The 14,344-nt window shown below is 60.1% G+C and carries 10 protein-coding genes; 3 read left to right on the forward strand and 7 right to left on the reverse strand.

Translation table 11 applies throughout. From position 1 onward, the window contains the following. Window positions 1-214: 214 nt before the first annotated feature. Window positions 215-2,020 carry a lipid A export permease/ATP-binding protein MsbA gene (gene msbA / locus BFP96_RS25750; RefSeq protein ID WP_065886559.1) on the reverse strand — a complete coding sequence of 602 codons (1,806 nt, stop codon included), beginning with the start codon at window positions 2,018-2,020 and terminating at the stop codon, window positions 215-217. A gap of 158 nt (window positions 2,021-2,178) precedes the next feature. Between msbA and BFP96_RS25755 the strand changes: the two genes are divergently transcribed. After that, window positions 2,179-4,035 (forward strand): bifunctional O-antigen ligase/aminoglycoside phosphotransferase family protein, encoded by a 1,857-nt coding sequence (locus tag BFP96_RS25755; RefSeq protein ID WP_065937256.1) that lies wholly within the window; start codon window positions 2,179-2,181, stop codon window positions 4,033-4,035. A gap of 54 nt (window positions 4,036-4,089) precedes the next feature. On the opposite strand, the gene BFP96_RS25760 is transcribed toward BFP96_RS25755, so the two are convergent. The 6 genes from BFP96_RS25760 to BFP96_RS25785 all read right to left on the reverse strand — a co-directional run bounded on the left by BFP96_RS25760 (window position 4,090) and on the right by BFP96_RS25785 (window position 10,691). Further along, the gene (locus BFP96_RS25760) at window positions 4,090-4,971 is read right to left on the reverse strand and encodes a glycosyltransferase (protein WP_065896713.1); all 882 of its coding nucleotides are present in this window, start codon (window positions 4,969-4,971) and stop codon (window positions 4,090-4,092) included. Beyond that, a complete protein-coding gene (locus BFP96_RS25765) occupies window positions 4,968-6,116 on the reverse strand; it encodes a glycosyltransferase family 4 protein (protein WP_065937257.1) in 1,149 nt (382 codons plus the stop codon). Before BFP96_RS25765 ends, BFP96_RS25760 begins: the two co-directional genes overlap by 4 nt. A gap of 54 nt (window positions 6,117-6,170) precedes the next feature. Continuing rightward, the gene (locus BFP96_RS25770; protein ID WP_065937258.1) at window positions 6,171-7,571 is read right to left on the reverse strand and encodes a PIG-L deacetylase family protein; all 1,401 of its coding nucleotides are present in this window, start codon (window positions 7,569-7,571) and stop codon (window positions 6,171-6,173) included. Continuing rightward, window positions 7,568-8,464 carry an antimicrobial resistance protein Mig-14 gene (locus BFP96_RS25775; protein WP_065937259.1) on the reverse strand — a complete coding sequence of 299 codons (897 nt, stop codon included), beginning with the start codon at window positions 8,462-8,464 and terminating at the stop codon, window positions 7,568-7,570. The genes BFP96_RS25770 and BFP96_RS25775 overlap by 4 nt, the downstream gene beginning before the upstream one ends. Then, window positions 8,465-10,222 (reverse strand): carbamoyltransferase family protein, encoded by a 1,758-nt coding sequence (locus BFP96_RS25780; RefSeq protein ID WP_003187998.1) that lies wholly within the window; start codon window positions 10,220-10,222, stop codon window positions 8,465-8,467. Between the two features lie 133 nt (window positions 10,223-10,355). Further along, window positions 10,356-10,691, reverse strand: a complete 336-nt coding sequence (locus BFP96_RS25785; protein ID WP_083216690.1) for a YceK/YidQ family lipoprotein — start codon at window positions 10,689-10,691, stop codon at window positions 10,356-10,358. Window positions 10,692-10,896: 205 nt separating this feature from the next. Here BFP96_RS25785 and BFP96_RS25790 point away from each other — a divergent pair, with 205 nt between their 5' ends. Beyond that, on the forward strand, window positions 10,897-12,978 hold the full coding sequence (locus BFP96_RS25790; protein WP_065937260.1) for a TonB-dependent receptor family protein: 2,082 nt from the start codon (window positions 10,897-10,899) through the stop codon (window positions 12,976-12,978). 178 nt (window positions 12,979-13,156) lie between these two features. Then, window positions 13,157-14,304, forward strand: a protein-coding gene (locus BFP96_RS25800; RefSeq protein ID WP_122582746.1) for an IS3 family transposase whose coding sequence is annotated in 2 segments (ribosomal slippage) — window positions 13,157-13,412 and window positions 13,412-14,304 — 1,149 coding nt in all. Because the reading frame shifts where the segments join, the coding sequence is not laid out codon by codon here. The last annotated feature ends 40 nt before the right edge of the window (window positions 14,305-14,344 follow it).

Below are 14,344 nucleotides of genomic sequence, written 5' to 3' on the forward strand. Positions count from 1 at the left end.
CACACCGAGCCTGGGCGAGGTGCCGAGTGGTGGGGCAAGAGCCCTTTGGTTACTTTGGGGCTTTTCCAAAGTGACCCGCCGTCAGGGCGGAACCAATAGCAGCCGTTACCGCAGAAACGGATATGTACCCGGTCCGACCCAACATCCTGGTCGGCCCAGAGGCCGCCATCGGGGGCAAGCCCCCTCCCACATTCGAGCCGTGGCGCCTGTTGGATCAGGTGATGTCGGCCGCTACCGGCGCATCCAGGCCCATGGCATGCAGGCGCGCGTAGTAGCCGTTCTGCGCCAGCAGTTCACCATGGGTGCCGCGCTCGACGATGCGCCCGTCGTCCATCACCAGGATCAGGTCGGCCTTCTCGATGGTAGACAAGCGGTGTGCAATCACCAGCGTGGTGCGCCCCTGCATGACCTTGTCCAGCGCGGCCTGGATATGCCGCTCGGACTCGGTGTCGAGGGCCGAGGTGGCCTCGTCGAGAATCAACACCGGTGCGTTCTTGAGCAGCGCACGGGCAATCGCCAGGCGCTGACGCTGGCCACCGGAGAGCAGCACGCCGTTCTCGCCGACCTGGGTATCGAAGCCCTTGGGCAACTGGTCGATGAAGTCCTTGGCGTTGGCATCCGTCGCCGCCGCTTCAACGTCTTCGCGTGGCGCGCCGGCCAGGTCGCCATAGGCGATATTGTTGGTCACGGTGTCGCTGAACAGGGTCACATGCTGGGTAACCTGGGCAATGTGCTTGCGCAGGTTGAGCAGCTTGTAGTCTTCGATCTCGATGCCATCAAGCAGGATTTCACCGCTCTCATGGTGATAGAACCGCGGGATCAGGCTGGCCAGGGTCGACTTGCCACTGCCCGAACGCCCCACCAGGGCGATCATCTGCCCGGGTTCGGCGGTAAAGCAGATGTCCTTGAGCACATGGCGTTCGGTGCCGGGGTAGGTGAAGTTCAGGTTGCGCACTTCCAGGCGACCGCTGACCTTGTCGCGTTCGAGGGTGCCGTGGTCGACCTCCACCTCTTCGTCCAGCTGTTCGAAAATGCTTTCGGCACCGGCCACACCCTTCTGAATGGTCGAGCTGACTTCCGACAGTTGGCGGATCGGCTTGGGCAACAGGCCGGCCAGGGTGATGTAGGCCACCATGTCGCCGGCCGACGCATCGCCGCGCAGATACAGCACCAGGAACATCAGCACCGCCATCGCGGAGTAGATCACCAGTTGCAGCGCCGGGGTGTAGATCGCCCCGGTGCGGGTCATGCGCAGTTGCTTGTTGGTATTGCTCTGGCTGGCCTTGAGGAAACGCTTCTCTTCATAGACCTCACCACCGAAGCTGCGCACCACGCGGTAACCCTGGATGGTTTCCGAGGCGACGTGGGTCACGTCACCCATGGCCACCTGGATCTTCTTGCTCTGCTTGCGGAATTTCTTGCTGGCCGTGCTGACCATCACGGCAATCAACGGCAGGATGGCAATCATGACCAGCGTCAGGCGCCAGTTCATGAACAGCAGCGAGGCAAACAGGAAGATCACCGTCATGCCTTCGCGGATCACCACCTTGATCGCATCGGTCGCCGCCCCCGTGACCATGGTCACGTTGAAGGTGATGCGGGAAATCAGGTGCCCGGAATTGTGGTTGTCAAAGTAACGGTTAGGCAGCGTCAGCAGGTTGTTGAACAACTGCACGCGCAAATCGTGGACCAGGCCCAAGGAGACCTTGGCCAACAGGTAGTTGCCCAGGAATGAGCCCAGGCCCTGCCAGGCCGCGATCAGAATGATCAGCAGCGGCACCGCCTGCAGCAACTGCAGGTCGCGCAGGAACGGCACGGTCGGAAACAGCACGGCTTCGGGATTGGAAAGGCCGTCGACGAAGTATTTGAGGATGTAACCCAGCATCGGTTGGGTCGACGCGAAAATCAGAAATCCAAGGATACTCAGCGCGAACAAGCCCATATAAGGCTTAACGTAACTGAGCAGGCGGAAGTATATTTTCAAGCTCGAAGGGCTTGCGCTCGGACTGGAGTCGGTCATATCACGCGGCGTTTTGAAAAAGGAGGCTGACTTTAGCACAGCTTCTCTGTTGTACTTGCACCCGGCGTACGCCACGACCCGGCAGGATCAGGCGGGCGACATTACATGGCCACCTCCTCGGGAGGGTCGGCTTTCTCTTTCCGGAATGGCTCTATCGTATGCACTCCAAGCGCCTTATCTATGGCTCGAATCGCGTTTTTGACTTCCTGGTCCTGTGGATTTTGCCTGTTGGCTTGCTGTTGCTCTTGAGTGCACTGTTCTTCGTCGGCAACCGTAATGTACTGCACAAGTTTTATTACGGCCTGTTCAGTGCACCAACTCTTCTGCTGTTGTGCTTGCGCCCAAGGGAGCTCAAGGAAGCCTTCCGCGAGCCTGTAATCCTTGCTTTCGTGGTGTTTTCAGCGTGGGCGTTGACCAGTCTTTTATGGAGCCCTGAGCATCACCCCGACACTGATCTTTTTAAGAGACCACTGCATACGTTCATGCTGCTGGCCGGCTGCGGCATGTTGCTGCATTACCGTAACGAGTTGTTCAAGCCGATCCTCTTCAGCGCGGCGCTCATCGCGCTGGTCGCCACTTTCTTAGACGTCGCGCATTTCATCAATGGTTTTGAGCCCGGAATGCGCATGATTGGTGGGCGCGGTGCACTGGATAACCCACTGCTCAGTTCTCACCTCTTTGGTTTCTTTACTATCTACTGGCTGTTCATCTGTTTAACAACCCGTCAACTCAAAGCCCTGTGGTTCGCGGCCCCAGCGTTTGCCATTATGCTTGCGGCCATATTGGCGACAGGTTCAAGGACGCCCTTGGTCGCGCTGGTGATTACCGCCTTCTGGCTGTCGCTCTCTAGCCCCAATCGCCGCTCGGCCCTGATGATTGCGAGTCTGGCATTTGGCTTTGCGGCGGTCATGGTGATGGCCCCTGAAATGATCACTGCACGCGGCGACTCTTCACGCTTGGACCTCTGGCGGTTGTCGCTGGAGCGTATCGCCGAGCATCCGTGGATTGGCCACAGCTACGATTCCGAGCTCTACCTTTACTTCGGATGGGGTGAAACCCTGCGCGAACCTCACAGTTTTGCCCTTGGCGTGCTGTATTACGTCGGCATCATCGGCTTTATCCCGTGGATCATCATGATCGGCTGGGGTTTTTACATCAGCTTCCGACACCGTGCTCAACCGCTTTTCATCCTCGCCTCATCACTGTTGGCATACGGGGTCGGTGCCGGCCTGACCGAGGGGGGCGGCATTCTTTCGCGCCCTAAAGAGCACTGGTTTCTGTTGTGGATTCCGCTGGCGCTGATCGCCGGCCTGAGTATTGCCCGGCGCCGGGGCAGTCTATTGCGACTGCCAGTAGTAGCAATCAAGCGCCCGGCATTTGACCAGCTGTGCAGCAATGCCCAGGTGATTGAAGCCGATGGCCTGGGGCCAAAAGTCCTGCGCCTGGAAGACGGCAGCTTTCTCAAGCTGTTCCGCCCGCGCCGTTGGTACACCTCCGGCAGCTTCAACCCGTATTCCGAGCGTTTTGCCAGCAACAGCGAACAGTTGCGCAGCCTGGGCATTCCCACCCCGCACATCCTTGGCCTCTACCACTTGCCCGACGCCAGCGGCGCCGTGGCCTATACCCCGCTGCCCGGCCTGACCCTGCGCCAGGCCATGCAAAGCCTGGACAGCAGCCTGCGCGAATCGCTGGTCGAGCGTTTCGGCCGGTTCATGGCGCAATTGCACGAACGCGGTGTGTACTTCCGCTCGCTGCACCTGGGCAACGTGCTGCTGATGGACGACGGCGAGTTCGGCCTGATTGACGTCGCTGACCTGCGCATCTACCCCTCGTCCCTGCGCTACGCCTTGCGCCAGCGTAACTTGCGTCACATGCAGCGCTATCCGCAGGACCGCAACTGGTTGTTCGAAACGCACTTCGAGCAGTTGGTTAAGGGCTATGCGACGGTTGCCAGCCCGACGGCCACGGCGAAACTCCGCGAACAGGTACATAGCCTGGCCAGCCCGGCCAGCTGATAAAAAAGGCGACTATCACTGCCGTGATAGTCGCCTTTTTTACATCCCTCGTCTTCAGCTCCTCAGCGGCGTCAGATACAGCCGCACCAAGCCACGCAAGGTCTTGCGCCCCCAGAATTTCAGCGGGATCTGCTTGAGAATCTCCCGTGCCAACGGCCGGTCACGGTCGGCGGTCTTGAGGAACATCGAGTTCAGGAAGTTGTAGCGCACCGCATCGTAGGCCGGGTGATCGCTGAACTTGGCGTAGGTCTTGAGGATGTTCTGGATCATGTAGCGGTGGTTTTTGTAGGTATTGCTGGCGTGCTGTCGGTACTGCGCCATGACTACGTCAAGCGCATCGATGGTGTAGCCCGCCGCGGTTATCTTCAATTGAATCAGCAGGTCCTCCAGGGGAATCAGCGGATCGAAACCACCGACTTCCTCCAGGGCTTCGCGGCGGATCAACATGGTCGGCGCGGGTGGAAACGGCTTGCGGTCCATGAACATGTCGTCGAAGTCGAGACTGCGAAACGGCACATCACGGCGTTGTTTTTTCTCCGGATGCAGGTTGCCGTCACCGTCGATCAGCTCGATGTTGCCGGCGCAGATCCCCACCCTGGGCTTGCCCTCCATGTAGGCCACCTGGGTCGCGATACGGTCGGGCAGCATGATGTCGTCTGAGCCGAATGGCGCGATCAGGCTGCCTTTGGCGCGGGCAAGCGCGTTGTTCAGCGTGGCGGTCAGCCCCTGGTTCTGTTGCACCTGGAAATCAAACCCGTGCTCGGCCTGAAGCCGCCGGATGCATTCGACGCTGTCATCCTTGGAGCCGTCGTCGATCACCAGCAATTCGATATTCGGGTAAGTCTGGCCGAGCACACTCAGGATGCTCTGCTCGATGTACCGAGCGTGGTTGTAGGACGCGATAATCACCGAGACCAACGGTTGTTGCGCTGTCATGCTCTACCTGCTTCTTTCAAACCGGTTTCGATCAAATCCAGATACTTGCCCTGGAACTCAGCCAAGGCGTGGTTTGCCTCCAGGTAACGGAAGACCTGCTCACCCTTGGCGCGTAACTGTTCATCACTCATGGCCAGGTAAGTGTCGAGCGCCGCAGTCAGTTGCTCCACGTTGCCGGGCTCATGGGACAAGCCGCCCGCCCCTTCAACCAGCGGCAACATGGCCGGCCCGTTGGAGGCGATCACCGGCAGGCGCCCGCTCATGCCTTCCAGCAACGCCAGGCCCAAACCTTCAAGCAGGGACGGCATGGTCCAGATATCGAACGCACGTACGTACTGCAGACCGTCCTCACGAAAGCCCAGCAAGTGCGCACGGCCAGTGAGGCCGAGACGCTCGATGTCCGCCCGCAGGTCAGCTTCAGCGCGGCCGGAACCGATGATACCCACCTGAGCCTGAGGATATTTGTCCTTGAGTCGTGCAAACGCCTGCAACAGATGTGTGTGCCCCTTGATCGGCACCAGGCGCCCCAGGGCACCAATCATCCGAGCCTCCAGAGGCAAGCCAAGGGCCTGCCGCGCTTGCTCGCGCGGCAACTGCAAGGCCTCGGCCTGGGGGATGTCGATCGCGTTGGTGACAAAGGTGGTGTTCTCGTGGGTAAAGCCACAGTTCAAGCCCACCAGGTAATCCCTCACCGCCGCCGAAACCCCGACAAACCGCCAGGCCGGACTGACCATGCGGCGCATCTGGCGCCGACGATAGGCCCGCTCGTATTCGCCGAAACCGTGGGAGATGCCGATGCACAGGGGAATCTTCAACCAGCGGTTGAGCGCCAGCATCATGTTCACCGACTTGAAGCGGTTACAGATGACCACGTCGAACTTCTGCTCGCGGCAATACTTGTAGATTTCCCACATTGCCCGCAGACGAATGCCCTTCAAGGCTTTCTCGGGAAATTCGAAATATTTGGAATGGTCGGCCACGCTCAGCGGCTGGCCCGGCTGGGGGCGTCCACTGAGGAAGGCCGATGTGACCTCGAACCGTTCAACCGGCAACGACTTGACGATCTGCTCACCGAGGTCAGCAAAATCATGGAGTTTGACGTTGTAGTCCGGTTGTAGCTGCAAAACCTTGAAACGAGGCTTCATATTGCTCCATGAGGCAACCGGGCTACTGCGCGCAGCCCGACGTAAAAATCAACTTCAGTCCTGCTTGAGCACCCAAAGCAGTTCGTGACGGCGCACGGCCTTGCGAAAAAACTCATTCTCGCCGTAAGGCGATGGACAACGACCCGCGAGCAATTGTTGCAGCAGACGGCGCACGCGCCGCTTGAAGGGCGGCCGGGGTTGCAGGTCATGCATCATGCCCAGCGCCATGGCCTTGTCCTGCTGCTGGCTCACGCTCAACACACGGCAATAGGGTTCGAACACCTGGCCCGCATCGAACTGCGGCGGCAAAGCCACGCCAGCGCCCGAATTGCCCATGGGCCAGCGGTCGTTATCATGCAAGTGGTTGGCGTACCCGAGCAATGTGCTGGGTTGCCACTCCAGCCCTTGCAACGCTTCGATAACGGCGTTGTAGGCGCAGATATGATCCGGGTGAGGGTCAAGGAGCGGTGTCGGCAACACGATCACCTCGGGCCGCGCCTTGAGCAGCACCGCACGTAGATCGGCAATCAGATTGACCCACGTTGGCGCGCCATCGCCATCGCCGGGCAGCGCCAGGCTGTTGAACCGGCGAAAGAGCCGCGTATCGTCCAATTGCGCCTCGCGGGACGCCTGGGGCTGATCCGGCGCGGCCTGCATGGCCGGCAGTTGCAGGCAGAAGTAGCCCAATTGCACGCACTGTGCTTCGGGAACACCGGCCCAGCGCGGCACGCAAATGCTGTCCCAGGCACGCAGGCGTCCCTTGAGTCGAGCGGCATCGGCCTGCGCCAGGCCCATCTGCTGATAGTGCTCGGCTTCGATTTCACCTGCGGTGAGGGTCACGATCCAGCTTTCATCCGCCTGGGCATAGAGGCCAAAGGCGGCCAGTTCGGCGTCGTCGGCGTGGGGGGCGATCACCATGACCCGCTGACGGGCGTGATCCGGCTGACGGAAAATCCACAGGCTGGGCTGGCCGACCACGCGGCACAAGCGACCGCGCAACGTCAATTCACCCGCCGCCAGCGTTGCGGCAGAACCGGTCAGATTCAGGTATCGCTTGCCCGCCACGCCGCGCTCGAACGCCTGACAATCCCCCGCCAGCTCGACCGCCGGGTCAAGGAAACGCCCGAGCCAACCGCTCTTGAGCTGCACTTCAAGGAGCAGCGTTTCGTCACCTGCCAGATCCAGCGGCGTCTGCGGCACCCATCGCCCGTTATCCAGGCGCAGGCCAACCTGCTGGCCGCTCGGGGCGAAGTGGTACTGATAGTCGTCATTGGGCGAATAAAACAGATGATCGGCGAACCAGGCTTCGTGAGCCACCCACAGCAGCAGCGCAAGGATCAGCGGCAGCCACCAGGCCACCAGCACACCCGTCGCAACCAGTATCAGCAGGCAGATCAATAGCGCGACACGCTTGTTGCGCCGATGGCGCTTGAGCAATTGCTGTTTGCGGCTCATACGCTGAACACCGGCACCGGGTTGCACCAGCGCTCTTTATATTCACGGTCGGCACGCCCGAACGAGAAGCGCAACGGCAAATCCTGCGCGCGCGCATGTTCCCAGGCACTTTGTGTATTGAGGAAACTCAGCACGCTCCCCGGGCTGAACGCACGGGTCTCAGGGTCGACGCCACCGTTGACGTACTCAACGCTTATCCATTCGGGCGCTTGAACGCGGTACACCACCTGCACGGCAATCGGCGCGTCATTGAGAAACAGCACCGAACCGATCAGGAACGCCTTGAGCAATTCCAGCACCTCGGCCAGTCGCTCGGCACCGGTGGCAGGAAAGCCCCAGCGAAGCTGGAACAGATCGCAATAAATCGCCGCCAGTTCCACGCCGGAAAACTCGCTGACCGGCCGCGCCACGCCACCCGCTTCCTCCAGCAAACGCAATTCACGGCGCTGGTTGTAGCGAAATTTTTTCGACAGGTCTTCGGGAGTGCGCGCCATGGCCAATTGCTCGGCCTGGGGCTTGAGCGTACCCACGCGCCCCTGGTTCAGCGCCGACAGATAACGGCCACGGTGACGCAGCGGCACCTGCGCATCAGCGGCTATCGGCAGGATGATCTCGGCATTGCCCAGGTCAAACAGGCCCTTCTTGCCGGTGCGCTTGAGCACGTCCTTGGACAGGGCCAGGTCGCGTCCCCAGGTGGCGATCGCCCCCTTGAGTTCACCCCCTTGCTCCCAGCCCAGGTAACGCACCGGAATCTGCGCCAACCCCGCCAGGCGTTCGATCACCTGGGGATGGGTCGCCACGCTGCCGCCGTAACGCTGCCAGGCCTGGGCGTAAACGTCGGCGTCGACAGGCGTCCAGCCACGTTCACGCCAACCCTGGAAGCGGTTCAGCATTTAAACCACAGCGTCATAAGGGTCCACGCCATCCTTGACCACGAGGATGTCTTCCATGATCAGGTACTGCAGGTCGGAACCGAAGAACATGTTCAGCGCGTCGGTCGGCGAGCAGATCATCGCTTCGCCACGACGGTTGAGCGAGGTGTTCAGGGACACGCCGTTGCCGGTCAATACTTCCAGCTCTTTCATCATGTCGTAGTAGCGCGGGTTGTACTCGCGCTTGAGCACCTGGGCGCGGGAGGTGCCGTCTTCATGCACCACTTCCGGCACGCGGGTCTTCCATTCTTCCGACACTTCAAAGGTGAAGGTCATGAACGGCGCCGGGTGGTCGACCTTGATCATTTGCGGGGCCACGGTGTCGAGCATCGACGGGCAGAAAGGCCTCCAGCGCTCGCGGAACTTGATCTGGTGGTTGATACGGTCGGCCACGCCGGTGGCGCTCGGGCAACCGATGATCGAACGACCGCCCAGGGCACGCGGACCAAACTCCATGCGGCCCTGGAACCAGGCCACCGGGTTGCCGTCGACCATGATCTTGGCGATGCGCTTGGGCATGTTTTCGATCTTGCGCCAGTTCGGCTTGCTTTCATGTTTGGCGCAGGCGGCGATCACGTCTTCGTTGCTGTAGGACGGGCCGAGGTAGACGTGTTCCATCTTCTCCACCGGCACACCACGCGCGTGGGACACATAGGCGGCCGCACCCACGGCAGTGCCGGCATCGCCGGACGCCGGCTGCACGAACAGCTCCTTGACGTCATCGCGGGCAATGATCTTCTGGTTCAGCTTGACGTTCAGCGCGCAGCCGCCGGCAAAGGCCAGCTTGCCGGTGTCCTTGAGGATGTCGCCCAGGTAATGGTCGATCATCTGCAAGGCCAGTTTCTCGAACAGCGCCTGCATGCTGGCCGCATAGTGGATGTACGGCTCGTCGGCGATATCGCCTTCGCGCTTGGGCCCCAGCCATTCGATCAGTTTTGGCGAGAAGTAGAACCCCTTGCCCTTCTCTTTATAACGGCGCAGGCCGATGACGTTGGCGTAGTCGGTGTTGATCACCAGCTCGCCGTTCTCGAAGGAGGCCAGGCGCGAGAAATCGTACTTGCTGGCATCGCCATACGGCGCCATGCCCATGACCTTGAACTCACCGTCGAGCATCTCGAAACCGAGGAACTCGGTGATTGCGCCATACAGGCCGCCCAGGGAGTCCGGATCGTAGAATTCCTTGATCTTGTGGATCTTGCCGTTTTCGCCATAGCCGAAGAACGTGGTGGCGTACTCACCCTTGCCGTCGATGCCCAGGATCGCGGTTTTCTCCTGGAAGCCCGAGCAATGGTAGGCACTGGAAGCGTGGGCCAGGTGGTGTTCAACCGGTTCGATCTTGATTTTCTTCGGATCGAAGCCCAGTTGCTCCAGGCACCAGACAATCTTGTTGCGATAGCGCTTGTAACGGCGATTGCCCATCAGGATCGCGTCGAGCGCGCGGTCCGGGGCGTACCAGTAGCGTTTGGCGTAGTGCCAGCGCGCCTCGCCGAACAGGCTGATCGGGGCGAACGGGATCGCCACCACATCAACGTCGGACGGTTTGATGCCGGCCTGTTCCAGGCAGAACTTCGCCGACTCGTAGGGCATGCGGTTCTTTGCATGTTTGTCGCGTACGAAGCGCTCTTCTTCGGCGGCCGCAATCAGCTTGCCGTCGATATACAGGGCCGCGGAAGGATCATGGCTAAGGGCGCCGGACAGGCCAAGAATCGTCAATGCCACTGGGGTCTAGCCTCTTTTAGTCTGCATGCAGGCGCAGCGCGCCTGAAAAAAGTGTGCCTCCCGCCCGGGCGGGAAACAGCTAAAGGGCGGGATTATAACTTAAAAGCAGCAGGAAGCTGTTAGCGGCAAGGGGCTAGCGCAGGTCGATGCTGCCGTCGGCGCTTTGCCGGTAGACGGTGTAGGGCAGCAAGAGCGTGTCCATGACGCCTGACAGCGGCACATCAATGAAGGTCCAGGGCACGCTATTCAGCGCCAGGCTGCTCCCCGTACTCGGCGGCCCGTGCAGGACACACAGGTTATACGTCACCCCACTGTAGATACGCGGCACGGACTGGCAATAGGTTTTATCCGCCTTGAGCGCTCTCACGGTGGCGGCATCTTCACGCATCACCGTGGTGACGGTCCCGCAGCCAACCATCATCGACGCACTCCACGCCAGCACCAGCAACTTCATATTGGTTGTGCACATGCCCAGCTCTTCTTTTTTGAATGAGGTCGAAAATCTAGCATCGCCCATCCAATGGTCCAGGCGCCTGGCGCCGTCGCTTTGCGTGGGAAACTTCCTGTTCAGCCCAACGGCAATCAGGTTCGGCAAAATCGAGGGGAATCGTTAAACTTGCGACATTTGCGCCTACGCCACTCAACATGCGTTGCGCCACGGACTCGGCCTCTTCATGACCCTACCCGCTCCCACTCCCCTCGCCCTGCTCCTGCTGGGCCTGTGCAGCACCGTCCAGGCCGAAGAAACGCCGTTGCTGCTGGACCCCAGCGTGGTCACCGGCTCGCGCAGCGCCAGCCCGACCTTCGACCTGCCGTACTCGGTGGACGCCATCAGCCGCGAACAGATCAGCGACGGTCAACTTGGCATCAACGCCTCCGAAGCCCTGTCCCGCGTGCCTGGCCTGGTGGTGCAGAACCGCCAGAACTATGCGCAGGACCTGCAGATTTCTTCCCGTGGCTTCGGTGCCCGCTCGGCGTTCGGGGTGCGCGGCATCAAGCTGGTTGCCGACGGCATCCCCGCCAGCACCCCGGATGGCCAGGGCCAGGCGGCAACGTTCAACCTCGACACCGCCGAGCGCATCGAAGTCCTGCGCGGCCCGGCAGCGACCCTGTACGGCAGCAACGCTGGCGGGGTGATCCAGATGTTCTCCCGCAACGGCGAAGGCCCGCCACGCATTGGCGCCGAAACCCTGGTGGGCAGCGACGGGCTGAGCAAAAACCACCTCACCGCCGAAGGCGCAGCCGAGGGTGCAGGCTTTGTGCTGGACGCCTCGCGCATGGACACCAGTGGCTACCGCGACCACAGCAGCGCACGCCGTGACCAGACGTTCGCCAAGCTCAACTTCCAGCCCGATGACGACAGCAAGCTGGCGTTGATCTACAGCAGCCTCGAGCAGAACGGTACGCAGGACCCGCTGGGGCAGACCTGGGCGGCGTACAAGGCTGACCCGCGCTCGGTGAGCACCAATGCGCCGACCTACAACACGCGTAAAAGCATCGATCATCAGCAACTGGGCATGAACTACGAGCGCTACATCGGCGATGCGACGCTGCAGGTGAATGCGTATACGGGGCGGCGCAGTGTGATTCAGTACCTGTCGATCCCCAGGGGCACCCCCGCCAACGAGCGCGGCGGTGGCGTGGTGCAGTTTGACCGCACGTTCTACGGTGGCAGCGCGCGCTGGATGCAGCCTATCCAGAGCGCACCGGGGGAGTTGACGATCATCGCGGGCCTGGACTTCGACCAGAGCGAAGACAGCCGCCACGGCTATCAGAACTACAGCGGCGCCACCCTGGGCGTGAAAGGCCAGCTGCGCCGCGATGAAATCGACACCGCGCGCAGCCTCGACCCTTACCTCCAGGCCAACTGGGCCCTTGGCCGCTGGACCCTGCAGGCCGGCATTCGCCACAGCACCATGGAGCTGGAGGTGGACGATCAATTCCTCGGTAACGGCGACGCCAGCGGCAGCAAGACCTACCAGAAGAACACGCCGTCGATGAGCGTGATGTACGCCTTCACGCCCGACCTGCACGGTTACGTCAGTGCCGGCAAAGGCTTCGAAACGCCCACCCAGGCCGAGCTGGCCTATGCGCCGGGTAACATCGAGGGTTTCAACTTTGGCTTGAAGCCGTCGCAAAGCACGCAATATGAAATAGGGTTGAAGGCACAACTGAACAACACCCGCATCAACGCTGCGCTGTTTCAGATCACCACTGATGACGAACTGGTGGTGCAGCAATCCATCGGCGGTCGCACCAGCTATCAAAATGCCGGTCGCACGCTGCGCCGTGGATTCGAACTTGGGGTCGAGAGCCAACTCAGCGAGCAGTGGAGCGCCAACCTCGCCTACACCCGCCTGCAAGCCACCTACGACAGCGACTTTGCCAGCGGCGCGAACACCATCGACAAAGGCAACTACCTGCCCGGCGTGCCGCAAACCACGCTCTTCACCGAGCTGAACTGGAAACCACGGGACTGGGTCAGCACCGCCATCGAAGGCATGTACCGCAGCAAAGTCTATGTCGAAGACACCAACCGCCAACACGCCGCACCGGGCTACAGCGTATTCAACTGGCGCGCACGGTTTGAGCAGAAGATCGAGCACTGGACATTCCACCAGACCTTGCGCCTGGATAACCTGCTGGATCGCCAGTATGTGGGCTCGGTGATCGTGGGGGACGGCAATGGGCGCTACTACGAAGCGGCGCCGGGGCGGTCGTGGTATGCAGGCGCTGGGGCTGAATACCAATTCTAATGTGGGAGGGAGCTTGCGCCCGATAGCGGTGGGTCAGTTACACAGGCATTCACTGACACACCGCATCGGGGGCAAGCCCCCTCCCACACTGACCGCGTTCACACCTTCAGATGTGTGAGCTGGTCTAATAGTCCCGGACACCTCAATAGGTGAAACTACACCTATTGAGGAGTATTCCATGACCAAGAAGTACAGAAAATTCGACGCCGCTTTCAAGCTAAGAGTCTGCAAGATGATTGTTGACCAAGGCCTGAGCGTGAACTCCGTTTGTACCGATTTAGACTTGAGTGACACTGCCGTGCGCCGCTGGGTCCAGCAGTACCAAGCCGAGCAGTTAGGTGGTACAGGGATTGGTAAACCGTTAACCAGCGAGCAACAGCGTATTCGTCAGCTTGAGCAGCAGATCCGCGAGCTGAAGACTGACAACGATATATTAAAAAAAGCTACGGCCTTCTTTGCCCGCGAATTGAAGTGATCCACCAATTGGTTCACCAAATGCAATGCAAGGCCTACCCGGTAATACGTATCTGCCGGGTTTTGCGGATCAGCCGTTCGGGGTTCTATGAAGCTCGTCAGCGGTCTTTTAAGCCAAAAGCTGTCTGTCCGGTTGCAGCTCAGGTCAAAGCTACGTTCATGACCAATGAGCACTGTTATGGCAGTCGTCGGGTGATGAAAGCACTGCGTAGCGATGGCGTATCCATTGGGCGGCACAAGGTCCGTCGGCTGATGAAACAACAGGATTTACGCCCGATCTGGAAGCGCAAGTTCGTTCATACCACCAACAGTAATCATAATTTCCCGGTAGCTGAGAACCTGCTCAACCGCCAGTTTAACCCCGAGCAGATCAACCAATCATGGGTTGCTGACATCACTTATATTCGCACTCGAAGCGGCTGGCTGTACTTGGCGGCTGTCATGGATTTGTATTCACGCAAGATCGTAGGCTGGTCCATGGCTCCGCATATGCGCGCAGAGTTGGTGTGCAGTGCTATGCAACTAGCCATCACACAGAGACAGCCTAAACCGGGTCTGATCGCGCACTCAGATCGGGGCAGCCAGTATGCAGGCGCTACTTACCAAGCCATGCTGACACGACATGGCTTGCGCTGCAGCATGAGCCGCAAGGGCAACTGCTGGGACAACGCAGTCATGGAACGTTTCTTCTTGAACCTGAAGATGGAGCGTGTTTGGAGGAAGGACTATGCCAATCATGATGAAGCAATCAGGGACGTCACGGATTACATTGTGCGGTTCTACAATGAACGACGAATGCATTCATCGTTAGACTATTTGCCGCCCAATCAGTACGAGCGGCAAACAGCCTGAAAACACCGATTGAGGTGTCCGGAAAAAGTTGACCACCTCA

It is taken from the genome of Pseudomonas sp. 34 E 7 (genome assembly GCF_900005715.1).
GTDB lineage: Bacteria > Pseudomonadota > Gammaproteobacteria > Pseudomonadales > Pseudomonadaceae > Aquipseudomonas > Aquipseudomonas orientalis_A.

What these genes read in the sequence shown, in the direction of transcription:
- msbA (WP_065886559.1), bottom strand. Translation starts at nt 2,020, where the DNA reads ATGACCGACTCCAGTCCGAGCGCAAGCCCTTCGAGCTTGAAAATATAC.
- BFP96_RS25755 (WP_065937256.1), top strand. Translation starts at nt 2,179, where the DNA reads ATGCACTCCAAGCGCCTTATCTATGGCTCGAATCGCGTTTTTGACTTC.
- BFP96_RS25760 (WP_065896713.1), bottom strand. Translation starts at nt 4,971, where the DNA reads ATGACAGCGCAACAACCGTTGGTCTCGGTGATTATCGCGTCCTACAAC.
- BFP96_RS25765 (WP_065937257.1), bottom strand. Translation starts at nt 6,116, where the DNA reads ATGAAGCCTCGTTTCAAGGTTTTGCAGCTACAACCGGACTACAACGTC.
- BFP96_RS25770 (WP_065937258.1), bottom strand. Translation starts at nt 7,571, where the DNA reads ATGAGCCGCAAACAGCAATTGCTCAAGCGCCATCGGCGCAACAAGCGT.
- BFP96_RS25775 (WP_065937259.1), bottom strand. Translation starts at nt 8,464, where the DNA reads ATGCTGAACCGCTTCCAGGGTTGGCGTGAACGTGGCTGGACGCCTGTC.
- BFP96_RS25785 (WP_083216690.1), bottom strand. Translation starts at nt 10,691, where the DNA reads ATGTGCACAACCAATATGAAGTTGCTGGTGCTGGCGTGGAGTGCGTCG.
- BFP96_RS25790 (WP_065937260.1), top strand. Translation starts at nt 10,897, where the DNA reads ATGACCCTACCCGCTCCCACTCCCCTCGCCCTGCTCCTGCTGGGCCTG.